We start from the raw sequence: 25,043 nt of genomic DNA, 5'->3' as shown, positions 1-25,043 counted from the left end.
CGTTTATACATGGAACCAACACTAGCAGGTGAATAACGATGCAAAAGATAGTGATAGTGGGTGGCGGAGCCGGCGGACTTGAATTAGCAAGTCGCTTGAGTAGAAAGTTGGGGAGTAAAAATAAAGCCGATATTACGCTAGTTGATAGAAGCCGTACTCATGTGTGGAAACCCCTTTTACACGAGGTGGCCGCAGGCGTGATAGATAAGCATTCTGACGGTGTAGATTACGCCATTCATGCTGCCAATCATCACTATCGTTTTCAGTTAGGTGAGATGTGCGCTATCGATGCCGAAGCTAAAACTATTTCTCTCGCTCCCCTTATCGACGACGCTGGCCATGAAATACTTCCTAAGCGCAAGGTAGATTATGACCAGCTGGTTATGGCTATTGGCAGCGTAAGTAATGACTTTGGTACGCCAGGTGTGGCTGAGCACTGCTTTCTTTTAGATTCGCTTGTTCAGGCGGAACGATTCCACCGGGCTCTGCTCAACCAGCTTATTCGTATCAACCAACAAGAAGACAGCGAAGCGGGCATTAATGTGGCAATAGTGGGGGCTGGGGCGACTGGAACTGAACTAGCGGCTCAGTTACATCATGTAGCGAACTTATCTAAAGCGTACGGTATGCCAAATATGTCTGCATCTCGCCTTAAGATAACGGTAATAGAAGCCGGTGAGCGGATTTTACCTGCGCTACCTGAGCGTATAGCGAATACGGCTCGCCAGGCGTTAAATGATTTAGGCGTTGTTATTAAAGAGCAAACAACAGTGGCCGAGGCCGACAGTAAAGGGCTGATCACCAAAGATGGCAATCGCATAAGTGCTGATTTAATGGTGTGGGCAGCAGGAGTGAAGGCGCCAGATTTCGTTACCAATACGGGTATTTTTGAAACTAACAAGGCCAATCAAATTCTCGTTGATGAGCAGTTGAGAAGTACAACCGATAAAGCCATTTGGGTACTGGGAGACTGTTGTGGTGTTCAGCAAGACAACGGTAAATGGGTGCCTCCCCGTGCTCAGTCTGCACATCAAATGGCTGACATCGTTGGGCATAATATTGCTGCGCTCATTAATGGCAAAAAAACAAAAGCGTTTGTTTATCAAGATTATGGCTCGCTAGTTCATTTAAGCAAGTACAGCACCGTCGGAAGTTTAATGGGCTCGTTGTCAAACGGCAGTATGTTTATAGAAGGGCGACTGGCTAAGTTGGTTTACGTGTCTTTATATAACATGCACCAGTTTGCCGTTCACGGAAAGTTAAGAGGGGCATTAAAGCTATTGGTGAAAAAATTAAGCCACGCTATGAGTCCCAAGCTAAAACTTCACTAGTACTTTTAATACCAATCCATGCGGACTGGTATAACACTATCCGCCTTTGCTTTGTTGAGGCATAGCTATTTATGCAGGAATAACTTGTGAAAAAAGCCCACATCTGATGCGGGCTTTTGTCATTGCTAACTAGTTACTAATCTCAAAGCGTCACTTACGGTGCTTGCGCCAATGAAACTAAGAGAGCCAAAGGCGTTGCATTACTGCTTAACGCCTTCAACGTGTAACTCTAACTCAACGGTTTGTGATGCAGGGCCAAGGTCATAATCAATACCATAGTCTTTAAGTGCAATTTCTGTTGTGCCCATAAAGCCCGCGCGATATCCGCCCCATGGATCTTTACCTTCGCCAATTTTCTTAGCACTAATCGTTATTGGCTTAGTGACACCGTGTAGTGTGAAGTCGCCCATAACATCCATCATGCCATCGCCCTTTTCCACAATTTTTGTGCTGACAAATTTGGCCGTCGGGTACTCATCCACATCTAAAAAGTCATCGCCTTTTAAATGTTTGTCTCTTTCAGCATGGTTAGAGTCAACACTGTCGGTGTCTATATTTACCACAAGGCTCGCATCGCTAGGTGCTTTGTCGTCGTAGCTAAAGGTGCCTTCAAAGTCGTTAAAACGGCCCGTTAGCCATGAATACCCCAAGTGCTGAATTTTGAAATTAATTGATGCATGAGCCCCCTTGCTGTCAATAACGTAGTCTGCTGCGTGAGCAGAACTTAGAGAAAGTGCTGCTGCAAGTGCCAGAGTTAACTTCTTCATTAGTATCTCCTTAGTGAAAATTAGCGAAGCCGTAACATCTGCTTCAATGTATTGTCTTTATTGAAAAAATGATGCTTTAACGCTGCTATTGCGTGTAAAGCGGCAGTAATGATAAGAGTCCAAGCTAGATAGAAGTGAATATCTCCAGCAATGTCCTCTTGGTTGTCGATAAGTTCGCCAATACTCGGTACGGCAAACCAGTTGAAAATATCGATAGGGCGACCATCTGCTGTGGAGATGAGATAGCCGGATACAAACATGACTAAAAGCAGCGTGTACAAGGCAATGTGACCCAGTTTGCTCGCTTTTTTCTCAAATGCATTTCCATGTGTTGGCGGGCGAGAATAAACGACCCGCGATAATAGTCTCACAATGGTAAAGGCAAAAAGCGTAAGACCAATGCTTTTATGCCAGTGAGGCGCCGTTTTATACCAATCGCTATAATAGGTGAGATCTACCATCCATAAACCAGACGCAAACATTCCTATTACCGCAAATGCAGTAAGCCAATGGAGAAGCAAAATAACTCTCGGCCATCTCGTCATAATTAAATCCTTACTACTCTTCCTTCGCGCCCAACATGTATGTTGTTAAATAGCGTATACCCTAAACTTAAGAATAAAAATTTGTAAAAACGCAATAAATCATTCTTTTTTCTAGAATGTTGCCTATGCTCTAAAGCAAGTAATGGTTATTTCAGACAGCCCTAACCGACTTTCGACGTGCATTGAAACTCTTTCAACGTAAGTCACGGGTTTAAAGTTTATTTATTGTTAATAAATATTTTTGCAAACTGGCTCGATTTTAGCTGCATTAGTATTGATCAGAGCGAAAAATGAAAAACAATAAATCTAAAAGTGAGGTTAAACATGAGCAAAACGCCATTTCCCGCTAATGTGGTAACAAAAGCGTTCACGTGGGCGTATCAAGAATTAGGTTTAAATATAACGCAGGTTTCTGAAATACTTGGTATTTCTACACGAGAACTTGCTGAAAATACCCTGGCAGGATTCGAAAATAGCGCGCCAGCGTATCGCAAGCAGCTGTCTTTTATTCGAATGTATTATTTACTCAGTGCCATGTCAAAAGCGGACACTGAACAAATGCAAATGTGGTTTTACAGTTACAATTTAGCTTTTGGAAGCTCGCCAGCAGACACTTGCGTTCAACACGACGGCGTTGAAATGATTTGTGATTATCTTCGCTCGCTTAAGAAAAGTGATGCACACGAGCAGTTTTCTTCCATATTAGCCAAGCATGCCCAAGGCGATGGCACTGTATTTCAAAAAATGTCGACTCACTGATAAAACGCCTTCTCTAGTGAACCTTATCGTTTACAGCATTAATAAAATCGGCGCAATGTTGGGGCTGAGTAATAGGGATCATATGTCCTGCACCTTCGATAATTTCTGATACTGCCCCTGAAACAGCACTTACTACTGGCTGGATGTGGCTGTTGGGCTCTAAGATTGTATCTGAGCCACCGTACAGCACACCTACAGGGCATGTTATACCAGCATATTCCGGCACTTGCCTTTTTAAACTACCCTGCGCGGCTACCGTGTCTTTACTCCCCTCGTAAAAACATCGCGAGTGTAATGCTAATGCCCCGCCTTCACGCTTAACAAAGCTTGGTGGGATGGATTCAGGATGGAATATCTGCGCCAATTGTTTACTGCCGAATTTCACTCTGAAAGGGCTCGCTAAAGTTTTGGATATCCCCTTTCTCAGAATGCCATTTGGGATATAGAGTATGGATAGTGGACCCGCGCCTTTATTTAATGGCGCGGTGAGTGGGCATAACAATGAAACAGCTTTAATGCGCTCGGGGGCGTCTATTGCCATTCTCAGTGAAATTCCCCCGCCCATTGAGTGGCCAACTAAGTAAGCACTGTTGATACCGACTTTATCCATCCACTCCAATATCATGCTGCTTTGCTTTTCAAACGACGCTGACGCAGTGCTAGAACGCAATGAAAAACCGTTGCCAGGTCTGTCTATACTGTAAACTGTATAGCGTTTAGCTAGTAACGAAGCCAAGTTCGCAAAATTTGCACTGTTTCCCAATAACCCATGAATTAAGATAAGGGCGGGGCCGCTTCCCTGTTGCTGCCAATGAATAGTGCCTTCTTTTACCGTCGTTAACTTCCCAGGCACAAAAAAGTTCTTTTCAATTTTTTTGTCAACGCTAGATGTGAACCAAAAAAGAAGAGCCATGATACAAATTAAAATTAATAGCGCGATAAGCATAATCAGCCCTGAGCGTAAAAGGAATTAATAAATAAACAGTGTATGTGACGTTAGATGATACTCTAATACGTTGAAAATACGATAAAGGCGCAGAGTTTAAATAGGAAATGGTATGGAAAGGAAGATTACATCATCGCTGTCTATAGACGACAGCGAAATAGAAATGCAGGCAATTCGTGCTCAAGGCGCGGGTGGACAAAACGTAAATAAAGTAAGTAGTGCCATTCATCTTCGCTTTGATATTAATGCCTCATCACTGCCTGAGGCTATAAAGTCAACGCTGCTTTCAGCGAGAGATAAGCGCGTTACTACCGATGGTGTTTTTGTGCTTAAAGCGCAAAATTATCGCACTCAAGAGCAAAATAAAGACGATGCCATTGAACGCCTGCTTCATTGGATCAAAGCGGCAACGATAAAGCAAAAGCCGAGAAAGCCTACGCGAGTGAGTCGCGCGGCCAAGGCGCGCAGAGTAGACGCGAAAAAGCTGCGTGGAGTCAAAAAATCACTGCGCAAAAAAGTGGATATTTAGCAGTAAACAAACTTAAGTATAATCTTCAAAAACGTCACTCCTCAAGACAACGAAAAACGCTAATAAATATAAATAGATGTGTCTTGTGTGCTGGAGCGTAGTATCTAACAGTGCATCTTTACGATGCGTGCTCGCTCTAAATATCGGAAAGCAGAAAAGTGACTCGTTCAGAAGTAATCCCAATGGTGCTGTTTGCTGCTATAGTATTTTGTCTCGGCATGAACACGCCTCAGGCGGCAAACGAAATTATTGCTCGCCTTTTCAATAAATCTATCTCAAATACCGAGCTCCAGCCTTCTTCCGAGGATGTTGAGCGATTCCAATCTATGCTTACTGATAAATCAGAAAAAGAGGTTCGCGATATACTCGCGCAACGAGCACTAGGAAGTAAAATAGCCGAGTCTGTGCTTGCTGATTTTGCACAAAAAAATGACATAGTTCCGGAAGATAGTGAAATTCAGTCTGCTTATTCAGTAATAAAACTATGGACGGTGGATTTAGATAGCGCGGACGACTATGCAGAGGAAGAGTTAGAGCGTTATCGCATGGCGTTGGCGCAGAGTATGGCGAAGAGCTGGAAGGTTTCCAAAGCGCTTTATGAGTCTTATGGTGGCGATGTTGTGTTTCAGCAAGATAACCCGCTCACACCAGTAGGGGCTTATCAGCAGCTGTTTGAACAATATCGCGAAAAAGGTGATTTTGTTATCTACGACCCTATTTTCAAAGCTGCATTTTGGAGTTCTGTGCGTATGAAATATGCAAAAACTCAGAACCCCGATGAAATAGACTTTTCTCTTCCTTGGTGGGAAAAAAGCATGAACGCATCCAGCGAGCAAGACAAATAGCTCTACTCTTCCTTATAAAGAAAGAGTAGAGGTCGAAGGATATTTTTTAATTTAAATAGCCATCAACTTCCCGCTCAGCTTCATCTCGACTTTTGCCATATGCCTGCTGAACCTTACCAATTAATTCTTCTCTGCGACCGTCAATTTTATCTAGGTCGTCGTCGGTAAGTTTGCCCCATTTCTGTTGCACTTTACCTTTCATTTCCTTCCAATTACCTTCAATAAGATCACTGTTCATAATGCATTCTCCTTATCAATATGAATTTGAGATAAATTGGTCAATTTAAGCACCAACCTAACACTCACTATAGATGAAGCAATGCCTGTTCCATGATGTATTTCCTTGTATTATATCAACTTTTTATGTTTCTATGCTCTGTTGCTTAACTATATATTGCAGTTTCTACAAATTCTTGAAAATTCTGCATGCCAACAGTTCATCTAAATAAGTACTCACGACTGCTCACATCTCACTTGGCCAAATTAGCTTTCTGCTAGCGCCTTAGCATAGGCTTCACTATCTTGGCGTTTATCGATTTTGTGCTGATCTTCGCTGCGGCCTTTTTTCCAGTAGCTACTTATATAAAGCTGTTCGTGAGGCAGGCTTTTTTCGTCTTTAAGCCAGCGTCGTATATTACGCATGTCCGAAAACTCACAGGCTATCCAAACAGCGGGCTGGCCCTCATGCCAAGTAAGTGACGAAATGGTTTCAGTTAAAGATGATTTTATTTCCCAGATAACATCAACGGCTTCGGGAGTTTCCAATGAAACGATATCATCATTATGCTCGATGGATATAACGGCGTAACCTTTTGCATCTTTTGGAAGGGAGGCGAGATGATTTCTTATGCTTGGCAATGCTGTTAAATCGCCTGCCAGCAGTACCCAATCGTATGACTCACTAAGGCCTTTACTTGTGCCTGGCCCAGCGATCATTATTTTATCACCTATTTGAGCATTTACCGCCCAAGCAGCCGCAGGTCCAGTTAGCCCATCGGTTGCATGGAGTACCATATCCACGGTTATCTCAGGTTTATCTGGGTTTACACTATTAACAGTATAAGTACGCATAGCGAAATTTCCTTTCTCGCCAGCAGAGGTTAAAGGGCGGCCATTGAGGTCAAACATTAGTTTGATATAGGCACCAGGGGTAACTGTAGGGAATGCGTTAAGCTCTTCCCCACCTAAATGAATCCGTTGAATGGAAGGGGAAATACGGGTAGTTTTGAGCACTTCTGCAAGGCGCGGACTTGGTTTTGGCATCATTGTCTCCTTTAGTTGATGTTTCACATTCTAGATGATAATGATTATCATTAATATGTGAGAAATGTTGACAATTATCCACATTAAGTTCGGCTTTTTAGAAAGCGCTTAAAAAGAAGAAAATAGGAAAGAGAGAGAATAGCAAAAAAGAAGCGAGAAAAGAAAAAGGGGCGAAACGCCCCTTCAAAAAACACAATATCACTTGGAAAACACATACACACTACACAAAATCGAACACTCAACGACTCCGTGTATAATTTAAGATAGCGGTTTATCAAAAAGGTTCCGCATTTTTTTAAATAATTAGGTAACTTTTTAAATACGGTTTATTACTCCTTGTAACTAAGGGCTCTGGCGCGAATTCGAGCGCTTTATTTGTTTTAGCGTGATGAGAATAACAATGGAAACAATGGCCATAAGTGCACTTGAAGCGGCAAATGGAAGCGCAATATTTTGTTGATACAAAAAAGCAGCAAGTGGAGGACCCACAATATAACCCATTGCAGTAGTTGCGGTAATTAAACCGGTTATTGATGATTGCTGAGACTTGGCGCAATAAGTAGTTGCTGCTGCAGCAAGTGAGGGATATGCCATGCCCATACCTAAGCCCATAACAGCCATGCCTATATATGAAACAGCAAAACTCTGTTGAAAATACAAAATAAGATAGCCTAGGGATAATAAAGGAAGGGCTAAGGACATCATGATTTCTTTACTCAATCGCGCCCTTTGCACAATGGTAAACTGAACGGTTAATGACGTGACTGCACTCACCATCATTGCAAACCCAACTAAGCGAGCAGCTTCTACAGGGCTTTTCCCATAAAAATCGATAAAGAAAAAGCCCATGGTTTGCTGCATCATTGCCATAGCTGCAAATACACATACACAGCTTGCTACAAATACATAGGGAACACGGGTTGGCTTATCTTCTAGAGCGACCGTAGGCACTTTTTGTTCAGTGGAGTTTTGCGGCGGTAAAACCGGTAACTTATAAAGTACGAGGGCAAATGCCAACAGGGTGAGCACCACTATGCTATAAAGTGGGGCCAAAAGACCAAATCCAACTAACAAACCTGCGTAGGCCGGCCCTATGATCTGACCCACATTGCTGGCAGATGTTACTTTACTAATTGCACTAACGCGCAGTGCTGGGGCACTAATTGCCACAGCATAGCCAACCGCAGACGGTGGCGTAGCCGACATAATTGTAGACTGCAAGCTTCGGCTTATGAGCAATGCTAAAAATAAATTAGTTCCGCTGATAATACCTGAAAATCCAACCATCCACGCACTCGCAAAAGCAAACGTTCCCGCGCTATAGCCTGCAAGGCCTATAAGCAATGTACGCTTGAACCCAGCACGTCGCGCTATTCTGCTCCACACATTGGTACCGATAGCAAAAATAAGTGCCGAGCTCGACATGATTGTCGCTATATGAAATTCAGATAAATTCGCTTGCCGGCCCATTGATGGCAGCGTCGCTAGCATTACACTTTGTCCTACCGAAGTGGCAAGCATGGCGCAGAACAACATTCTAAATACGACAGGAGAAGAAGGCTGCAAAGTAGTTAACCTAAATAGAGGATATTGCAAAGAGCGCACATAATAGCATGAACTCGCTTTCATTCTTTTGAGCAGGCAAAAAATACCCGCCAAAGGCGGGCAAAAATCAGAGTTGTGTAAAGACCGGGATGGGTCTTTGTGGGGAGAGGGCAGTCGTCTGATGACAACTCATTGATAAAATCGATGACTTTATCAATGTCCTCGTTATGGTCCGGCTGAAGTAACACACATTCTTCAACCAGTCCAAATAGGTAACATTCCTTCGTAGCATGCGACATCAATGTCGAAACTTTCGATGAGGGTACTGACAATCTTAGTCATTTTCCGTATTAACCAAGGTTGCTGCATCCTGCTCAGTTTGCTGGTTTTATTCCAACCCAACCGCATCATCGATGAGTAATGCAACGTAAAACAATTTCCTTAAGCGATGCTGAGTAAATTCCATTTTCCGTGGATGACGCAATCCTTATATCGTGACAATCGTCTTCCATCAAAGCTCGCTATTTCGTAATATGGACTCTCCATTTCAAAAGCCTTCCTGGCTTCATATTACGACTCTTGTTATCCGTTAGTCTAATTTATGCTTTATTCGTGCCAAGCAATCATCTTTTGTTTTTATTTTCATATGTCATTGTTTTTAAATCTTTTTATTGTGTTTTTAAGAGGTTTGGGGGCTGGCGTGACAAGGTAAGTAAAGTAGAGAGTGTAAATTTTTCTTAATGTTGTGTTGCTTTTTACACACGGCTTAAGCGCATATTACCTTACTCCTTCCAGTTGTTTTAGCTTGGTAGAGAGCGGCATCTACCTTTTCAAGTATTGAAGAAGATGTTGCTTGATTTTGTAATAGGGGAAAACTTAATTTATCAATCGCCACAGTCGTTATGCCTCAAAAATATAGGTGTGTGATAGCGTTCGCTTTTTCACACACATCTTTATATCATCCTCGCTTAACCCGCTGTTTTTAAGAATTTGGCGTGCTATGGACTTAGACGATATGGTGCTGTGCTCGTCTAATAAAGTATCAAGGGCTTTCATTACATATCTTGGCGTAGCCATGGCATTTCACCATTTACGTTGAACAAATTTTAAATGCCTTAGAGGGCAGGTTTGATCACCCCCATGTTGATTATGTGTTGCCGCTTTTTTTTGGAGAAACCTTGTTTGAATATTTTTTATGAACTCATAACAGCAGGTGGTGCACTGAGCACTTTAAGCGCTACTTTGCTTATAGTGGCTTCATTTTTTACCTCCTTGATTACAGCATCTCTGGGAATAGGCGGTGGCGTTCTGCTATTAGCTATTCTAGCCTCAACCTTGCCATTAACTGCGCTTATTCCAGTTCATGGCCTGGTTCAGCTTGGCTCAAACGGGAATAGAGCGTTAATGACCCGCACACATGTCGATAAACAAATCGTCATGTACTTTAGTTTTGGTGCCTTACTAGGTGGCATTTTGGCATCATTTATTGTTGTGCAGCTTCCTTTGGTGTTTATTCAGTTTGCGGTTTCAGGATTTATCCTTTTTATGGTGTGGGGAAAGAAACCTAAAGCGCATGAACTATCTCCTATTGGGCGCAGCATTGCAGGGTTTATTACCACAATCCTCTCCATGTTCGTGGGGGCAACAGGGCCTTTAGTTGCTGCATTTGTTCATCGTAGTGTTGCTGACAAAATGCGTATTACCGCAACACTCGCAACCTGTATGACCATTCAACATGCGTTGAAAGCGTTCGTTTTTCTCTTTGTGGGGTTTTCTTTCGGTCAGTGGGGCGGTGTTATTGTTGCCATGATTGCAAGTGGTGCATTAGGTACTTTTGTTGGGTTACGAGTGCTTAAACGCGTGCCAAACGAAACCTTCAATTGGTTGTTTAAAGCCGTTATTACCTTACTTGCAATTAGGTTGCTATGGCAGGCGATACAAAATGCAGGCCTATTATAGCGGTCGGAGTTTTAGCAAAATTTATTTTACTTTGTTTTTATACTGATATCGGCTTTTTGAAGCTTTCTGTACAAGGTTCTCACGCTTACATTGAGTGCTTTGGCAAGTTCTTCCATGCTGCCGCTGTAGTGCTGACACACCTTTTTTAGATAGAACTCTTCTGCCTTTTCAAGCGTTGTAACTGCATCGAGTATTAGGTTTTCGTCCATATTAAGCGTGGGCTGTTTTGCTACCAGAGCCGAGCTTTTGCTTAATCCTGCATGTTTTTTAGGTGCAGTGCGTAAAACTGTATCAGGAAGGTCGCATTCACCAATTACAGACTCATTAGACAGCAACGCAGCTTGCTCAATAATGTTTTTCAGCTCCCTAATATTGCCAGGAAAAGCGTAGTGCGTGAGCCGCTTAATAGCGTTTTTATGAAGACGTTTTTTATCTGAAAGGTTTCTTAAAATATGCTCAGCTAAAAGTGGAATGTCTGTGGGGCGCTCTCGCAGGGCCGGTAACGTTATTGGAAACCCTGCAATTCGATAATACAAATCTTGCCTAAACTCTCCTGTTTGAACCAGGGCATAGATGTCTTTATGCGATGCACAAATTAATCTGAAGTTTGCTTTTTTTACAACCGTGCTGCCAACTGGGCGATAGGTTTGTGTTTCAAATAAACGGAGCAATTTAACCTGCATGCTTAAAGGCACGTCTCCAATTTCATCGAAAAACAAGGTGCCGCCTTCGGCAGCGTAAACCAACCCTTTCTTATTTGACGATGCTCCAGTGAAAGCACCTTTTTCATAACCAAAAAGCTCGCTTTCAAATAAGGTGTCCGTTAAACCTGTGCATTCAATAACCACAAAGGGCTTATCTGCGCGGTAACTCGATGAATGCAAGGCTTGTGAAACCAGTTCTTTTCCAGTTCCCGTTTCTCCTTGGAGTAGCACCGCAATATCAGACTTTGCCGCTCTATTGATCTTGTTCAGCATGGCTTTAAACGCGTCAGACTCGCCAACCAATTTTCCTTTTGAGGGTGTGTTAGACGCAAATGCCAACTTATCTAAAATTTCTAAATAACCTATCAAGTTTCCTTGGCCATCGAAAATAGGGCGCATAAGAATATCGCAATAACTTTGCCCTTCATTGGTGGAGTGAATATGTACAGCACTTGCAACCTTTTCCGTTTCTTTGCTTTCCTGCATAGGGCAAGTCTCGCCACATTCGTTGCAAGGTTTGCTATTGCGGTGTGACACCTGATAACAGGTACTGAAACCCAGCTTGATATTTACAGGATAGGTGTCTTTATACGGTTTGTTGACCGCCTCTATGACATAGTCGGGGCTAATAAAAATGGCCGGTTTATCGATGGCGTCGATCATGGCTTGAATGATAGAAAAATTCATATCCTGCTTGCACTATATTCCGTTGGTTGCCACATCGTCTTTATTCTCATTTTTATATGGGTTTTTAGCAATGTTGTTGGTATTACTTTCACTTTCTGTAAAAGAGTTTTGAGCCCGAAATTTGCCGCTTAGCTCTATCAATGCCAGATAGTATCTGTGTCCACAATTAAAAATGCTAGCACATTGGCACGTCGCTTGTTTACTAAACACTTAAGCTCACCTTTCATAACGCTTTTTTGATAGTTGCCTGTTGAGAGCAAACTATTGATAAAAACTGTTCGACGAAAGTTTTTCGTCATAAGCCTTATGAATTGGCATAAACAACGAATACGAACTAATCAACGGGTGAAAAAATGAAAAATGAAGTAAAGGTATTATCGGAAAAATGCGATAAACAAACGAGCCACTCAAATAAACTCAATCTAGCCAATTTATCAAAATACATATGTTTTGCATTGGTGGGCTTTAGCAGCATAGCTAGTGCGGTACAGCAGACTACAACAGATCTCAATGAACAAGATAAGCGCAATGAAGCGCGTGCTCACGCGAAGGAGCTCGGAAGCAATCTAAAAACGCGCTTGCAAGAGGCAATAAAGCGCGGAGGCCTAGAGGCAGGAGTCGAGGAGTGTAAATTAGTAGCAGAACCCATCGCTCATTCTTTAAGTAAAGAGGGGTGGACGGTGGGTAGAACGGCGCTAAGGGTAAGAAACCCAAATAATAAACCCGACGACTGGGAAACGGCACAGCTCATAAAGTTTGCTGAGCAATTATCTGAAAATGTCACTGGTCCCTTAGAGGCTACCCACGTTGATGGGAAGACCGGCGAGTTTCGCTATATGAAGGCTATCACCACAGGTCAAGTGTGTACGGCGTGTCATGGTGAACAAGTGGCCCCCTCTGTGTTAAGTGCGATTAAAAAGGCATACCCTGAAGATGAAGCCACCGGCTTTAAGCCTGGCAGCTTGCGCGGCGCGTTCACTTTGAGATACTCACCAACAGATGCTGAGTAAGGCATAGTCTTGTTACCTCTAATTATTCCAATTTGCCATTTTTGTCACCTTTTTTGACAAAAATGGCAGCAATATTTTCTCGCTATCTTGCGTTGGATCAAAATTATCCCGTCTTCTAGGTGCAATAATTTCACTCAACAGTGGGGGCATAGTGCTCTTATCTGTGATGAGAAAGCCGAAAGAACGATAACTTTGCGACTGCTACTTAAAAATAGGGGTAGCTCGCAACAGTTTTTGCAACAGGCTAATTGACTAACATTATTGTTAAGTGTGTAAAGCGCACCGAAGATACGAGGGAGAAGACCCATGAGCGATACGTTAATAGAACTATCGCGGTGGCAATTTGCGTTAACCGCAATGTTCCACTTTATATTTGTGCCCCTAACGCTGGGGCTTAGCTTTTTACTAGCCATCATGGAGTCGGTTTATGTTATGACCGGCAAAGAGATATACAAGCAGATGACTCAATTTTGGGGCAAGTTGTTTGGTATTAACTTCGCTATCGGCGTGGCTACAGGCTTAACGATGGAGTTCCAGTTCGGTATGAACTGGTCGTATTACTCACATTACGTGGGTGATATTTTTGGCGCTCCGCTTGCTATTGAAGGCCTAATGGCGTTCTTTTTAGAATCGACATTTGTGGGTCTCTTTTTCTTCGGCTGGGACAAAATGTCTAAGGTGAAACACCTTATGGCTACTTGGCTGGTTGCCATTGGCTCAAACTTCTCTGCACTGTGGATCTTAATTGCCAATGGCTGGATGCAATACCCAGTTGGTGCTGACTTTAACTTTGAAGCCATGCGCATGGAAATGACCAGCTTCGCAGAAGTTATATTCAATCCGGTAGCACAGGTGAAATTTGTCCACACAGTCTCAGCAGGTTACGTCACTGGTGCTATCTTCGTATTAGCTATTTCTAGCTACTACTTACTCAATCATAAGCATATTGCTTTTGCCCGTCGCTCGTTTGCCATTGCGGCAAGCTTTGGTTTAGCGGCTACATTGTCAGTCATCGTACTTGGTGACGAAAGTGGTTATGAGCTAGGCGATGTCCAAAAAGTAAAATTAGCTGCGGTAGAAGCCGAGTATGAAACTCACCCAGCGCCAGCGCCATTTACTGTATTTGGCTTGCCCAATGATGAGGAAGAAAAAACTGAGTACGCGCTTCAAATACCATGGGCTATGGGCATTATTGCAACACGCTCATTAACAGAAGAAGTCTCTGGAATAAAAGATCTTAAAGAGCAAAATAAAGAGCGAATTCTTGAAGGAATAAAGGCTTACGAGTTGCTAGATAGTGTAAGAGATGGCACCGCCACAGAGCAGGAGCGTGCAACGTTTGAGGCGCACAAAGACAGCTTGGGTTACGCTATGCTTCTTGAGCCTTACACCAACGATGTGTCAAATCCTTCTGAAAAAGCGTTACAGCAAGCGGTAGACTATAGTATTCCGCCAGTAGCTCCTTTGTTCTGGAGCTTCCGACTCATGGTGGCGTCCGGCTTTATCATGCTAGCGCTGTTTATCTGTGCCTTCTACTACAGCACAAAACACCGGATTACTCAGCCTCGCTGGCTATTAAAAGCGTCTTTGTTTAGCTTGCCCCTTCCTTGGGTAGCGAGTGAAGCGGGATGGTTTGTTGCTGAATATGGACGTCAGCCATGGTCAATAGCTGAAATACTTCCTGTGCATGCATCTGTTTCAAATCTCGCGGTTAGCGATGTAGTTACTACTATGGTTGCTTACACCGCCTTTTACACTGTGATGTTCATTATTGCTTTCTACTTAATGAAGAAGTTTGCCAAAAAAGGTCCGGTTCCACCTGAAGAAACACAAACTGAATCTGATCTTGATTTAATCGACCTAGACAATCAGGGAGCAAAAGTATGATTGATTATGAACTGCTGCGCGTTATTTGGTGGTGTTTGGTGGGTGTACTGCTTATTGGTTTTGCCGTTACCGACGGTTTTGACCTAGGAGTAGGGGCACTGCTAACGCTTATTGGAAAAACTGACAAAGAACGCCGTGTAATGATAAACACCATTGGTCCCCACTGGGACGGTAACCAAGTGTGGTTCATCACAGCAGGCGGTGCCATTTTTGCAGCTTGGCCGCTCATCTATGCCACTGCGTTTTCTGGCTTCTACCTTGCGCTTGCGCTAACGCTTATTGCTTTATGGATGCGGCCTATTGGTTTTGACTACCGCAGCAAGCTACCAAACCCTCAGTGGAGAAAAGCGTGGGATTGGGCGTTATTTGCCGGTGGTATTATTCCATCACTTATCTTCGGTGTGGCGTTTGGTAACTTGTTATTAGGCGTACCTTTTGAGATGGACAATACCTTACGCTCTACCTACACAGGTTCGTTCTTTGGGTTACTCACGCCATTTGCACTGGTAGCGGGTCTGTTGTCTGTGGCTATATTACTTAACCACGGTGCCACATGGTTGCAAATGAAAACGGATGGGTTTATTGAGGTTCGGGCGCGAGTGGTATCTATCGTTTTAAGTTTAGCCGGGGTTGCGCTTTTCGTTCTCGCAGGTATTTGGGTGGCTTTCTTAGATGGCTTTGTAATTACCTCTGCCGTTGATACGTTAGCAACATCTAATCCTTTGAAAAAAGAAGTGGCTATTGAAGCGGGAGCATGGTTAAACAATTACCGCGACTACCCATTAACGCTTATAGCGCCAGTACTAGGTGTTGTTGGTGGGCTGGCTTGTGCATTTTTCTCTAAAAAGGGCAATGCAGGAATGGCGTTTGTATCTAGTGCGTTATTCATTGCAGGCGTCATATTGACTGCTGGTGTGTCTATGTTTCCTTTCTTAATGCCAAGCATCACTATGCCAGCGGCAAGTCTAACGGTATGGGACGCTACATCAAGCCACTTAACACTTAATGTAATGTTCATCGTTGCTTGCATCTTTGTTCCAATCGTTCTTAGCTACACTGCCTACAGCTTCTATGTCATGCGCGGTCGCATCAAAAACGACGACTTAGACCAATCTCACACTATTTATTAAGGAGGCAACAATGTGGTATTTCGCTTGGATACTTGGAGTATTACTTGCCTGTTCTTTTGGCATTATTAACGCCATGTGGCTTGAGTCTACTGAAAATATGGACCGGCCCGAAGACGCAGACTAACACAGTGTGAACTGTGAAAGTGTAAGAGATGCAGTCCCCTTAGTATAAGTAAGGGGCTGCATTGTTTTTTAACGATGTGTTGGCAGCAATGTAAACACAAACAAAACCATAGCATTAAAAGAGCAAACAGTGACTAAAGAAAAGGTTCCCAACCGGCAAACACTGACAACTTGGCGTAAACTGCTTGATGAGTCGCACAAGCTTGGTGTGCGCGCATCACAATTGCGCCTTGTGGTAATTAAGTGTTTGTCGCTTTTTTCTTTAATCATTGGGTTCTATTTTTTCTCCCATATTGCCCATAACTGGGTGGTGAACAAGGCCCACGGAGCAAATACACATATTATCGGAATGGCCCTTTCTCTCTTTTGTTCTTGGTTGCTTCAAGGACTGTATAATCAGCAGTCTATTGTTAGTAAAACCAACATGCTATCCAAATTAGAGACGGCGTTAACAGCGGTTTTTTCTGCGCGTCAGCACGCATTGGTTCGGCAGCAAACGACGTTTTACTGGCAGTCGCTATGGCAAAAACAATCGCATGACTTAACCGATTGGGCGCTAGAATATAGCGTACAACAAACTATCGCAGTAATAGTGCCGCTTTTCGCGTTGGCGGTAATATTCTTTGTGAATCCGGTTATCGGTGCTGGGCTATTGGTCACACTTCCAGTTGTGCCCTTGTTTATGATCATTGTGGGTAAAGGAGCAGCTGCGCTTCATCAAAAACATTTCATCGCATTATCCCGTCTTGGCAGTATGTTTACCGACAGGCTTGCGGCGCTGCCTATGCTGTCCACCTTTCAGGCTCATGAAAGGCAAACCGGTTTACTCAAAGAGGCAAGTGACACCTTAAACTCACGCACCATGAAAGTGGTGAGTGTTGCGTTTTTATCAAACAGTGTACTGGATTTTTTTGCCACGCTTTCTGTGGCGTTAGTGGCCGTTTTTATAGGTTTTACATTACTGAATGAGCTTAATGTTGGCCCTGACATTACCCTACAACAGGGCCTGTGGATTTTACTGGTCGTTCCTTTACTACTAAGTGAAATGAAAAAACTGGGTCAAATTTATCACCAAAAAGCACAGGCAGAATCTGCAATGGAGACGCTCGCGCCGGTGTTAGTTAGCTACTCCCCAAGTGTTGAAGCTAAGGGATATGAAGATAAGGGATACACTGAAGCAAATACTGAAGCAAGCACTGAAGAAAGCACAGGCTCAGCCCAAGCGCGCGGCTCGCAAACAGAGGTAGCAACAACAAGTTCAGCGCCAGTCGAAAATGGGAATGGATTTTTGGCGAATGAATTTGCAGTATTTGATGAAGTGGCTGACCCAGTGCAAGACAGCCCATCCCTATTAACAGCGCAAACTCTCGCGTTTAATCAAGGCGATTGCATATTACTCAGTGGACGTTCGGGAAGCGGCAAAACGCTGCTTTTAGAAGCATTGGCCGGTCAGCGCCGGGCAACACATCGTTGTGAGTGTTCATCAATATGGTTAACTCAGCATCCTGTCATTTTGCCAGGTAATGTGAGGGAGAACCTATGCTTACATGATGAGTATTGTGATCAGCAGCTCATCGCCATCTTAGAAAAAGTAGAGCTATCTGATTGGCTCAAACAGTTACCTTTCGGTTTAGATACGGTAATGACCGACTACCCGCTGCTTTCAGGAGGAGAGGCGCAGCGTCTAAGCCTAGCGAGAGCGCTGTTGCGAGACCGTCCTTTATGGTTGCTTGATGAGCCCACGGCTCACCTGCCCGACGATCAGCATTGCCGCCTTGCACAACTAATTTACCAACTCACTCGCGATAAAACAGTGATATGGGCTTCCCACAAAGCGCTGCCAGCAGATTGGTTCACTGGTTTCTGGCACATTGAAAACAAGCACGTTATAGATAAAACCGAGTTAGGTCATCAAAGACCGTCGGGAGAGGAGCAGCAGTTAACATGAGCAATGAAAGCAAACCTGCGTATATAACTTTATTGCTTGCTATGCTTCACGCTGCAGCTGGGCTGAGTATTTTGGTTATCTCTTCATGGTTTATTGCTATAAGCGCAATTGCGCCCGTTGGGTTTAATTATGTTATTCCTGCCGTTGTCATTCGAGGGTTAGCGTTACTTCGTATTGCATCCGGTTATGCCAGCATGTGGGTAGGACATAAGGACCTATTAGCGCGAATTGCGACCGTTAGAATGGATGTTTTTTCTCAGCTACAGAACTGTCAATTAGAAGATAAAGCATCGTCGACTGAAGCATTAGCTCAGCATACAGAAGTGCTTGCCAGTAAATGGATTGCGTGGGTTTCTCCTTTATCTAGCGTCCTCTTCATATTCACGGTGATGTGTATAGCCGCGTTATGGACTAATCTCCCTGGCGCTGTTTATCTTGTTGCCTTGTATAGCGCATGGATTATTTTACTTACATTTCAATGGCTGAGTGCATTAGCCACCGCTCGTGAAAATACTTACGCAACGAAAGAGTTTAGACGTGCATCCTCACATTTTTTAGCGGCAAGCCCCATTTGGCACTTGAACAGAAAAAAGGCCGCTGAACATGCACCAAGCGCAATGCCTGTATGGCGACAGCAGCTTAACCAAAAGAAAAAGACTTTACACACAATGTGGATGTTTCAAGGTGTTGCCTTTGCGCTTGCTTTGTTATTGATGGCAGGCTTATTGCCATTTTCTGAGATCGCCGTCTTCGCTCCCATCGCGCTTATAGTTCCTATGGTGCTGTTAGCTGCACCGGATTGGGCATCGGCAAGCTTTAATGCTGTTGCAAATGCCGCGCAGCATCAACAGAGCAACAACGCGTTAAATTGTTTGAGTACATCGCCCATACAGCAATTGGCAGAAAAGCCTGTTTGTACGTCGCTACAACTTAATCACTTTGCAGCGAAAAATCGCACTACGGTTCCGGTAACAGTAAGTCTACCCTCAACAGGTGTGGTAACCATAAGCGGTGTGTCTGGCTGTGGAAAATCATCTCTTTTGCAAGCAATAGCTGGTTTATTGCCTGCTGAAGGTGAGCGTAGTGTTGATGATCATGCCATATCAGAAGGGATGGTAAAGCGCTGGCTTTATGTAGAGCAAGATCCCATCATTTTATCTGGCAGTGTGAAAATGAATTTAGACCCCGCAGGGAGTGATATCGCGCAAGATACTATGTGTGAGTTATTAGAAGAGTTGAGCCTCGACTCTATTTTGCCGTTGACCAATTGGGTTGGTAAATCCGGCAGGCAATTGTCTGGTGGTGAGCGAAAACGCCTTGCCTTGGGGCGAGCTGTATTAGCTAATCCGCTGGTGTTAATGGTAGATGAGCCATTTGAGGGCCTTGATATTAAAACCCAAGAGCGAGTTTGCAAATTACTTGAAAAAGAGGCGCAAAGTAAATTAGTTATCGTAGCCTCTCACGTACTACCGACATCTCTATCTATCGATAAACACATTATGCTGGAAGAAGCGAGTATTAAAAGTGTGAACCAGCATAAGCGTCAGTTCGCTTAACGCATTACTATTCACGTTAGGCTTACATGGCTAGCTAGTTTATCCGGCTAGCTAGTTTATCTGGCTAGCTAGTTTATCCGGATAGCTCACTCGGCTAATTTACCTAGATTGGAAATTTTCAGTGATTTGCTCAAGTGTTCGCCCTTTTGTTTCGGGGAAGAACCGCACCACTAAAGCAAGGCTTACGAGCGCAAATATACCGTAAATAAAGAAAGTGGCGGCAGCGCCAAAGTTCATTAACTCCCAAGGGAAAACTAGCTGTACTAAAAAGCTGGTTAATGAGTTAATAACCCCCACCAGTGATATGGCAATTGCTCTGGTTTGGTTAGGAAAAATTTCTGCCAGCATGGCCCACATAACTGGGCCGAGAGATACCGCAAAAGACGCCACAAACGCAATGATACCAAACAGCACCAGCGGCGCATTCATAGAGATACTGCTATTTAAAATAAGCTGCTGGTGGTTATCGTATTGTGCGGTTGTGAGCGTTCTTTGCAGACTTTGTTTAAATTCAACATCTGAGTAATACACTTTGCCTTCCACAGCCAGCAGCTTTTCTGCAAGCTGAGGGTCAACAATTTGAATTTCTGCTATATCCCCTGATTCAATTTCATAAGTTGCCTGTTTAAAGCCATAGGCGCACACCGTCATGCTGATGGCTACACCGCAAAGGCCAACAATAAGCAGTGGTTTTCTGCCCCATTTATCAATGGTAAGCATAGCGACTATCGTAAAGGCTACATTCACCATGCCAATCCATACGGCTTGCATGAATGCTGCATCGGTACCCACACCACTTTGCTCAAAAATGGTAGGGGCATAAAAGAAGATAACGTTAATACCAGTAATTTGCTGCGCAATGGCTAAAGTGATACCCACAAATAGCGGATATCGCATAGTTTTTGCGTTCAGAAACCCCAGCCGCTCTTTAAGCGACCATGTCTTTTCGGAAAGAGACGATTGAATATCGTTTAACTGACTCTTTGCCTCTTCGGCATCGAAAAGCGCAAAAATGGTTTGCTTGGCCTCTTCCGTTTTTCCTTTGAGCAGCAGCCAGCGGGGGCTTTTAGGTACGAAGAAAAGAAGTGTGAACCACAAAACTGCGGGTATAGTTTCTAAACCAAGCATGTAGCGCCAAGTGTGGGTGTCTATTCCAAGCTCTTTCACCCAGGAGATGTCGCTATTACTCAACTGCAAAAAGTAGTAATTACTGAAGTATGAAAGGGCAAAGCCCAGCACAATATTGAGCTGATTCACCGACACCATTTTACCGCGGTGTTTCGCCGAGCTTATCTCAGAAATATAAACAGGAGCAATAATGAGTGAGCAAAAGGCAATGCCACCGATGAAACGCGCCAATACAAGAAGGGCATAGTTTGGCGCTAACGCAGAGCATATTGCGGAAATGAAATACAACATCGCAACAATAATAAGCGCTTTACGCCGTCCTATTGCATCGCTTATTGCACCTGCAAACAGCATGGCAAATAGTGCCCCAAGGGTAGGAGAACTCACCACAAAGCCCTGTTGCCAGTCTGTGAGCGCAAACTCTACGTCAATAAAACCAATAGCGCCCGAAATAACACTGGCATCAAATCCGAAAATAAAGCCCCCCAAGGAGACAATAAGTGTGTAATAGAGCGAAGTCGGCACGGTTTTTAGCATATTAGCGTTTGCTCAGAGATTGTCGTTCTACTACTTCAGGTACGAACAAGTGTTCAATAGAATGATTAATTTTGGTGTTATAAACATTTTTAAGTACCCAGCGAGCTGCCATTTCCCCCATTGCCTGAATAGGGTTATTAATAGTGGTCAACTTGGGGTAAAGATAACGAGAAAACAACACATTATCGAAACCGACAATAGACAAGTGCTGCGGAATTTCCAATCCAGACTCTCGTGCTGCTGTCATTGCACCAGAGGCCATTTCATCATTGGCGCAAATAAGTGCGGTCATGTCTGGGAAGTGTTTTTTCATGAAGTGCATACCGTCTTGACCAGAAGACTCATGAAAGTCACCTTCAAAGATATGCTCGTCTTTAATCTCAATGCCGGCTTCTGTGAGTGCGCGTTTATGACCTGCAAGTCGGTCGGTAGCATCTTTCTTAAAACTAGGGCCGCTAATATAACCAATTGATGTGTGCCCTTGGTCAATCGCAGTGCGAGCGGCTAAATAGCCACCTTTTTCATTATCTACTACAAAACAGTTATCATCTAAACCGTCTACGCGACGGTTGATAATAATAACGGGAAGGTCGCTCGTGCACAGGGTATTTAAGTATTCATCAGATACGGCTTCGGCGTGAAGTATCAATGCATCGCAGCGTCGGCTTTTAAGGAACTCAATAGCTTCGTGCTCTCGCTTTTCATCTACGTGCCCTGCGGTAATGATCACGTGCTTTCCGTATTGTTTTAACACCTGTTCAACGGTGCTCATTAGGTCGCCAAAGTAGGAACCATGAAGCTCAGAAACAAGAAGACCCACGCTATTTGTGCGATTAGATGCTAAAGACTGCGCGATAGCATTGGGCTGATAGCCATAGCGGCTTCAACCTTTTTTCGCGTTCTATCGCTAACCTTTGTATTTCCATTCATCACTCTGGAAACGGTAGCTAATGAAACGCCGGCTGCTTCTGATACTTCGTAAATTGTTGCCATGGTGTAGAGTACTTATCCTTTTTCTATACTGCTAATGTAACATTAACTCTACTTTTCACCAGCTCTTGAAACGCAATTCCACTGTGCTTCAGCGTTCTTTTCTGTGTTTCGTAGTCGACATAAACAATACCAAACCGTTTTGTATAGCCAAGCGCCCATTCAAAGTTGTCCATTAAACTCCAAGCAAAATATCCCTGAATATTTACACCGGCTTTAACGGCATTGTGAACAGCGTTTAAATGCGAGTTAAAGTAATCGACTCGGTCGGAATCTACCACTTCTCCATTTACCATTTCATCATTCATGGCAGCGCCATTTTCGGTAATATAAATAGGAGGAAGAGAATAGCGGTCATGCAAATCCACTAAGATTTCGGTAAATGCATCAGGGGTAATTTCCCAACCCATAGAAGTAAGAGGAACATTTTTAGGCTCTACGACATCAAACCAGCCGTCTTCTGTCGCTTTATATACCGTGCGTGTGTAGAAATTTATTCCAAGAAAGTCGATTGGCTGAGAAATAATATCCATATCGCCTTCGTGAATATCCGGCTGTTGTTCATTTGGCAGCTGTTGGCATATGTCGGGATAAGTCCCTTCAATAATAGGCTGTAAATACCAGCGGTTGTGGTATTCATCGGCAAGCTTTGCGGCCAACACATCGGCTTGTGAATCTGTAGCACTGTGACAAGTTGAAAAATTAAGCACAATACCATTTAGGCTGTTAGGGCATTTCTCACGAAGCACTTTCATGCCCAAACCATGGGGCAAAAGCAAATTGTGTGCTGCCTGTCTGCCATTCGCTATACCGGTTTTTCCCGGCGCGTGAATGCCTAATTCGTAGCCTAAATATGCAGAGCAAAAGGGTTCGTTGAGTGTGGCATAAGAGTACACTTTATCTCCCAACGCGCTAGCTACAAGCTCTGTGTAGTGCGCAAAGGCAGTTGCTGTGTCTCTGTTAAGCCAGCCACCGTTATCTTCAAGATATTGGGGGAGATCCCAGTGATATAAGGTAACAAATACCTTTATATTTCGCTTAACCAGTTCGTCAACCAAGTTAACGTAGAACTGCATGCCAATGTCGTTCACCGAACCATCACTATTAACCACTCTTGGCCACGAGATTGAAAGACGATAAGCATCCACGCCAAGCCCCGCAATAAGCGCTACGTCTTCTTGCCATTTTTCGACGTGCTGACACGCAACATCACCATTAGAATTGTCTTCAATGGTATTGCTTTGTGAACAAAATGTGTCCCAAATTGAGTCTAGTCGACCGCTTCGGTCGCCTTCAATTTGAAAGCTTGAGGTAGCTACGCCGTATAAAAAATCCTTTGATAACAACAAGGAGTTGGCAGGGAGCGTGATGTTTGGCATTGTCTCATGTCCTAAGCTTAACAAACTGTACAAAATAGTTTGTTATTCATAAATCAAAAATAACATGATTTTTACATTGAATTCAGCAACGCTTCATGTAATTATTCACTGAAATGTAAGCGCTTACAAGTAAGTAGTCTTGCTCGTGTAAGCGCTTACAAATGTTAATTTATCATTAATTACAAAAATAGCAATAGAGGTTATCAGTGGACATACCAACGCAACCTGACTCGCAGCCAGTGAATAATGTAGCGCCAAGTGGTAATTATCGCTTTGCTCTCATTTCATTAACAACATTATTTTTCATGTGGGGATTTATTACCTGCCTGAACGATATCCTTATCCCCTACTTAAAAGGTGCGTTTAACCTCTCCTTTACACAGGCGATGCTTATTCAGTTTTGCTTTTTTAGCGCCTATTTCATTGTTTCACTGCCTGCCGGGCTAGTGGTATCACGAATAGGTTATCAAAAAGGTATTGTGCTTGGGTTGGGTATTGCCTGTTTGGGTTGCATCATGTTTTACCCTGCAGCTGAAAGCCAAATATATGCGGTTTTCCTTCTTGCGCTCTTCGTATTAGCGTCGGGCATCACTATTTTGCAGGTATCGGCTAACCCATATGTAACTGCGTTAGGAGACCCCAAAACGGCCTCTTCTCGACTTACGATGACCCAGGCGTTTAATTCTCTTGGCACCACGGTAGCGCCATTTTTTGGTTCGTATCTTATGTACGGGGCAACAGGCGAACACAACGCGGCGACGGCATCGGCTTCCGATGTTCAAATTCCTTATCTTATACTCGCTGCATCGCTTCTTTTACTAGCGTTGGTATTTCTTTATTTAAAGCTGCCTAAACTCAACCACACCAGTACTAATACCGGCATATTCAAAGGTGGCGCTTGGCAGCATAGGCATCTTGTTCTCGGTGCTGTAGGCATTTTTATGTACGTCGGTGCCGAAGTTGCCATAGGTAGCATGCTAGTAAACTATTTAGCTAGTCCTTCAGTGGCTGGGCTAACTGAGGCAAAAGCATCTAAGTTGCTTGCATACTACTGGGGCGGCGCTATGGTCGGACGCTTTATCGGCGCAGTTGTTATGCAAAAAGTCTCCGGCGGCATCGTGTTGGCATTTAATTCAGTTATGGCTATCTTTCTTATTGTGCTGTCGATTTCTACCACGGGGCCACTTGCACTATGGACCGTGCTTGGTGTGGGTTTATTTAACTCCATCATGTTTCCTACCATTTTCAGTTTGGCGCTTCAGCAACTTGGCAAAGATACACCGCAAGGCTCAGGTATTTTGTGCTTGGCCATAGTAGGGGGAGCGATTATCCCGCTTTTCCAAGGTATGTTGGCTGATAATATCGGCGTCACACTTTCATTCTTGCTACCGGCTTCTTGTTACTTGTACATCGCCTACTACGGTTTAATAGGCAGCCGTGTAACACAACTGATTAAAGATTAAGGAGTAGTAACG

Annotated in this window: 22 protein-coding genes and 1 pseudogene; 12 read left to right on the top strand and 11 right to left on the bottom strand. The window is 43.7% G+C overall.

Annotation, left to right across the window (positions count from 1 at the left end; genetic code table 11):
* Positions 1 to 38: 38 nt before the first annotated feature.
* A complete protein-coding gene (locus GTW09_RS06550; protein ID WP_163110999.1) occupies positions 39 to 1,331 on the top strand; it encodes an NAD(P)/FAD-dependent oxidoreductase in 1,293 nt (430 codons plus the stop codon).
* A 200-nt stretch (positions 1,332 to 1,531) separates the two neighbouring features.
* Here GTW09_RS06550 and GTW09_RS06545 read toward each other — a convergent pair whose 3' ends face one another.
* Positions 1,532 to 2,098 carry a YceI family protein gene (locus GTW09_RS06545; protein WP_163110997.1) on the bottom strand — a complete coding sequence of 189 codons (567 nt, stop codon included), beginning with the start codon at positions 2,096 to 2,098 and terminating at the stop codon, positions 1,532 to 1,534.
* A 20-nt stretch (positions 2,099 to 2,118) separates the two neighbouring features.
* On the bottom strand, positions 2,119 to 2,643 hold the full coding sequence (locus tag GTW09_RS06540) for a cytochrome b (protein WP_203565656.1): 525 nt from the start codon (positions 2,641 to 2,643) through the stop codon (positions 2,119 to 2,121).
* Between the two features lie 324 nt (positions 2,644 to 2,967).
* Between GTW09_RS06540 and GTW09_RS06535 the strand changes: the two genes are divergently transcribed.
* A complete protein-coding gene (locus tag GTW09_RS06535) occupies positions 2,968 to 3,402 on the top strand; it encodes a hypothetical protein (RefSeq protein WP_163110995.1) in 435 nt (144 codons plus the stop codon).
* Between the two features lie 13 nt (positions 3,403 to 3,415).
* On the opposite strand, the gene GTW09_RS06530 is transcribed toward GTW09_RS06535, so the two are convergent.
* A complete protein-coding gene (locus GTW09_RS06530) occupies positions 3,416 to 4,255 on the bottom strand; it encodes an alpha/beta fold hydrolase (protein ID WP_338024930.1) in 840 nt (279 codons plus the stop codon).
* 205 nt (positions 4,256 to 4,460) lie between these two features.
* On the opposite strand from GTW09_RS06530, the gene arfB reads away from it, so the two are divergent.
* Positions 4,461 to 4,877: an alternative ribosome rescue aminoacyl-tRNA hydrolase ArfB gene (gene arfB, locus GTW09_RS06525; RefSeq protein WP_071980901.1), complete on the top strand. Its 417-nt coding sequence runs from the start codon at positions 4,461 to 4,463 to the stop codon at positions 4,875 to 4,877.
* 158 nt (positions 4,878 to 5,035) lie between these two features.
* Complete coding sequence (locus GTW09_RS06520; RefSeq protein ID WP_163110992.1) at positions 5,036 to 5,722, top strand: hypothetical protein; 687 nt, start codon at positions 5,036 to 5,038, stop codon at positions 5,720 to 5,722.
* A 46-nt stretch (positions 5,723 to 5,768) separates the two neighbouring features.
* On the opposite strand, the gene GTW09_RS06515 is transcribed toward GTW09_RS06520, so the two are convergent.
* From GTW09_RS06515 to GTW09_RS06500, 4 genes are all read right to left on the bottom strand, one after another.
* Entirely contained in the window at positions 5,769 to 5,960 is a 192-nt protein-coding gene (locus GTW09_RS06515; protein WP_071980899.1) for a CsbD family protein, read from the bottom strand.
* A 245-nt stretch (positions 5,961 to 6,205) separates the two neighbouring features.
* Positions 6,206 to 6,985: a siderophore-interacting protein gene (locus tag GTW09_RS06510; protein ID WP_163110990.1), complete on the bottom strand. Its 780-nt coding sequence runs from the start codon at positions 6,983 to 6,985 to the stop codon at positions 6,206 to 6,208.
* Positions 6,986 to 7,327: 342 nt separating this feature from the next.
* Positions 7,328 to 8,551 (bottom strand): MFS transporter, encoded by a 1,224-nt coding sequence (locus GTW09_RS06505; RefSeq protein ID WP_239059299.1) that lies wholly within the window; start codon positions 8,549 to 8,551, stop codon positions 7,328 to 7,330.
* A gap of 879 nt (positions 8,552 to 9,430) precedes the next feature.
* On the bottom strand, positions 9,431 to 9,607 hold the full coding sequence (locus GTW09_RS06500; RefSeq protein WP_156844088.1) for a hypothetical protein: 177 nt from the start codon (positions 9,605 to 9,607) through the stop codon (positions 9,431 to 9,433).
* 105 nt (positions 9,608 to 9,712) lie between these two features.
* Here GTW09_RS06500 and GTW09_RS06495 point away from each other — a divergent pair, with 105 nt between their 5' ends.
* Complete coding sequence (locus GTW09_RS06495) at positions 9,713 to 10,489, top strand: sulfite exporter TauE/SafE family protein (protein ID WP_071980896.1); 777 nt, start codon at positions 9,713 to 9,715, stop codon at positions 10,487 to 10,489.
* Between the two features lie 26 nt (positions 10,490 to 10,515).
* Here the strand turns inward: GTW09_RS06495 and GTW09_RS06490 are convergent, their stop codons facing one another.
* Positions 10,516 to 11,856: a sigma-54 interaction domain-containing protein gene (locus GTW09_RS06490; RefSeq protein ID WP_163111413.1), complete on the bottom strand. Its 1,341-nt coding sequence runs from the start codon at positions 11,854 to 11,856 to the stop codon at positions 10,516 to 10,518.
* Between the two features lie 377 nt (positions 11,857 to 12,233).
* On the opposite strand from GTW09_RS06490, the gene GTW09_RS06485 reads away from it, so the two are divergent.
* From GTW09_RS06485 to GTW09_RS06460, 6 genes are all read left to right on the top strand, one after another.
* Entirely contained in the window at positions 12,234 to 12,890 is a 657-nt protein-coding gene (locus tag GTW09_RS06485; RefSeq protein ID WP_163110988.1) for a Tll0287-like domain-containing protein, read from the top strand.
* Between the two features lie 306 nt (positions 12,891 to 13,196).
* A complete protein-coding gene (locus tag GTW09_RS06480; RefSeq protein WP_163110986.1) occupies positions 13,197 to 14,777 on the top strand; it encodes a cytochrome ubiquinol oxidase subunit I in 1,581 nt (526 codons plus the stop codon).
* Complete coding sequence (gene cydB / locus GTW09_RS06475; protein ID WP_163110983.1) at positions 14,774 to 15,907, top strand: cytochrome d ubiquinol oxidase subunit II; 1,134 nt, start codon at positions 14,774 to 14,776, stop codon at positions 15,905 to 15,907. Before GTW09_RS06480 ends, cydB begins: the two co-directional genes overlap by 4 nt.
* Before the next feature lie 10 nt (positions 15,908 to 15,917).
* Positions 15,918 to 16,031 carry a cytochrome bd-I oxidase subunit CydX gene (cydX, locus tag GTW09_RS06470; RefSeq protein ID WP_032097673.1) on the top strand — a complete coding sequence of 38 codons (114 nt, stop codon included), beginning with the start codon at positions 15,918 to 15,920 and terminating at the stop codon, positions 16,029 to 16,031.
* Between the two features lie 129 nt (positions 16,032 to 16,160).
* Positions 16,161 to 17,978, top strand: a complete 1,818-nt coding sequence (locus GTW09_RS06465) for an ATP-binding cassette domain-containing protein (protein ID WP_163110981.1) — start codon at positions 16,161 to 16,163, stop codon at positions 17,976 to 17,978.
* The gene (locus GTW09_RS06460; protein ID WP_163110979.1) at positions 17,975 to 19,534 is read left to right on the top strand and encodes an ATP-binding cassette domain-containing protein; all 1,560 of its coding nucleotides are present in this window, start codon (positions 17,975 to 17,977) and stop codon (positions 19,532 to 19,534) included. The genes GTW09_RS06465 and GTW09_RS06460 overlap by 4 nt, the downstream gene beginning before the upstream one ends.
* A 99-nt stretch (positions 19,535 to 19,633) precedes the next feature.
* Here the strand turns inward: GTW09_RS06460 and GTW09_RS06455 are convergent, their stop codons facing one another.
* The 3 genes and pseudogenes from GTW09_RS06455 to GTW09_RS06445 all read right to left on the bottom strand — a co-directional run bounded on the left by GTW09_RS06455 (position 19,634) and on the right by GTW09_RS06445 (position 23,568).
* A complete protein-coding gene (locus tag GTW09_RS06455) occupies positions 19,634 to 21,199 on the bottom strand; it encodes a sugar porter family MFS transporter (RefSeq protein ID WP_163110977.1) in 1,566 nt (521 codons plus the stop codon).
* A 1-nt stretch (position 21,200) separates the two neighbouring features.
* Positions 21,201 to 22,192, bottom strand: a pseudogene (locus GTW09_RS06450) (LacI family DNA-binding transcriptional regulator).
* 23 nt (positions 22,193 to 22,215) lie between these two features.
* Positions 22,216 to 23,568 (bottom strand): GH1 family beta-glucosidase, encoded by a 1,353-nt coding sequence (locus GTW09_RS06445; RefSeq protein WP_163110975.1) that lies wholly within the window; start codon positions 23,566 to 23,568, stop codon positions 22,216 to 22,218.
* Between the two features lie 206 nt (positions 23,569 to 23,774).
* On the opposite strand from GTW09_RS06445, the gene GTW09_RS06440 reads away from it, so the two are divergent.
* Positions 23,775 to 25,031: a sugar MFS transporter gene (locus GTW09_RS06440; protein ID WP_071980888.1), complete on the top strand. Its 1,257-nt coding sequence runs from the start codon at positions 23,775 to 23,777 to the stop codon at positions 25,029 to 25,031.
* Positions 25,032 to 25,043 lie beyond the last annotated feature (12 nt).

This window comes from Alteromonas hispanica, from assembly GCF_010500915.1.
Taxonomy (GTDB): Bacteria; Pseudomonadota; Gammaproteobacteria; order Enterobacterales; family Alteromonadaceae; genus Alteromonas; species Alteromonas hispanica.
Note: the sequence above shows the minus strand (reverse complement) of the source record. Positions and strands in the feature narration are given on the sequence as shown.

Bases quoted from the DNA above. Each gene is read 5' to 3' on its own strand.
- arfB (WP_071980901.1), top strand. From the start codon at position 4,461: ATGGAAAGGAAGATTACATCATCGCTGTCTATAGACGACAGCGAAATA.
- GTW09_RS06515 (WP_071980899.1), bottom strand. From the start codon at position 5,960: ATGAACAGTGATCTTATTGAAGGTAATTGGAAGGAAATGAAAGGTAAA.
- GTW09_RS06535 (WP_163110995.1), top strand. From the start codon at position 2,968: ATGAGCAAAACGCCATTTCCCGCTAATGTGGTAACAAAAGCGTTCACG.
- GTW09_RS06485 (WP_163110988.1), top strand. From the start codon at position 12,234: ATGAAAAATGAAGTAAAGGTATTATCGGAAAAATGCGATAAACAAACG.
- GTW09_RS06550 (WP_163110999.1), top strand. From the start codon at position 39: ATGCAAAAGATAGTGATAGTGGGTGGCGGAGCCGGCGGACTTGAATTA.
- GTW09_RS06445 (WP_163110975.1), bottom strand. From the start codon at position 23,568: ATGCCAAACATCACGCTCCCTGCCAACTCCTTGTTGTTATCAAAGGAT.
- GTW09_RS06540 (WP_203565656.1), bottom strand. From the start codon at position 2,643: ATGACGAGATGGCCGAGAGTTATTTTGCTTCTCCATTGGCTTACTGCA.
- GTW09_RS06455 (WP_163110977.1), bottom strand. From the start codon at position 21,199: ATGCTAAAAACCGTGCCGACTTCGCTCTATTACACACTTATTGTCTCC.
- GTW09_RS06500 (WP_156844088.1), bottom strand. From the start codon at position 9,607: ATGGCTACGCCAAGATATGTAATGAAAGCCCTTGATACTTTATTAGAC.
- GTW09_RS06510 (WP_163110990.1), bottom strand. From the start codon at position 6,985: ATGCCAAAACCAAGTCCGCGCCTTGCAGAAGTGCTCAAAACTACCCGT.
- GTW09_RS06545 (WP_163110997.1), bottom strand. From the start codon at position 2,098: ATGAAGAAGTTAACTCTGGCACTTGCAGCAGCACTTTCTCTAAGTTCT.
- cydB (WP_163110983.1), top strand. From the start codon at position 14,774: ATGATTGATTATGAACTGCTGCGCGTTATTTGGTGGTGTTTGGTGGGT.
- cydX (WP_032097673.1), top strand. From the start codon at position 15,918: ATGTGGTATTTCGCTTGGATACTTGGAGTATTACTTGCCTGTTCTTTT.
- GTW09_RS06490 (WP_163111413.1), bottom strand. From the start codon at position 11,856: ATGATCGACGCCATCGATAAACCGGCCATTTTTATTAGCCCCGACTAT.
- GTW09_RS06460 (WP_163110979.1), top strand. From the start codon at position 17,975: ATGAGCAATGAAAGCAAACCTGCGTATATAACTTTATTGCTTGCTATG.
- GTW09_RS06480 (WP_163110986.1), top strand. From the start codon at position 13,197: ATGAGCGATACGTTAATAGAACTATCGCGGTGGCAATTTGCGTTAACC.